Annotated in this window: 1 protein-coding gene; it reads left to right on the top strand. The window is 35.0% G+C overall.

What is annotated here, in order from left to right:
- Window positions 1–28: 28 nt before the first annotated feature.
- Window positions 29–343, top strand: a 315-nt coding sequence (locus tag V7137_RS30105) for a hypothetical protein (RefSeq protein WP_335701470.1), incomplete at its 3' end; no start/stop codon positions are given.

Genomic DNA, 343 nt, shown 5'->3' with positions numbered 1-343 from the left:
AAAAGAAGCGGAGCGTCTCTTTGCTTGGATGATGGTTTCATTTTTTCTTGGAAATCTTTTGGTCGGTTATCTTGATCATTTTATAGAAAGTTTTCATCTATCTCCCTTTTCGCTTATTATGTTGAGCCAATTATTATGGTTGGTTCCTATATTAATGATGAGTTATGTAATCAAGCAATTTAAACAAGAACTATCTCCTTATTTTCACCTGCCCCTTTTCACTGGCGAAATTCAACTTCCTTTTAGGATTGTTTTTTCGCTTAAGAGATTTTCCCTTATTGTTGTACTTTTAGCTGGGTTAGCAATGGCTGGGTCACTTTTACTACAAAAAGAAGGCATACAG

It is taken from the genome of Neobacillus drentensis, from assembly GCF_036962765.1.
GTDB lineage: Bacteria > Bacillota > Bacilli > Bacillales > Cytobacillaceae > Neobacillus > Neobacillus drentensis_C.
This window is presented reverse-complemented; position numbering and strand designations above follow the sequence as displayed.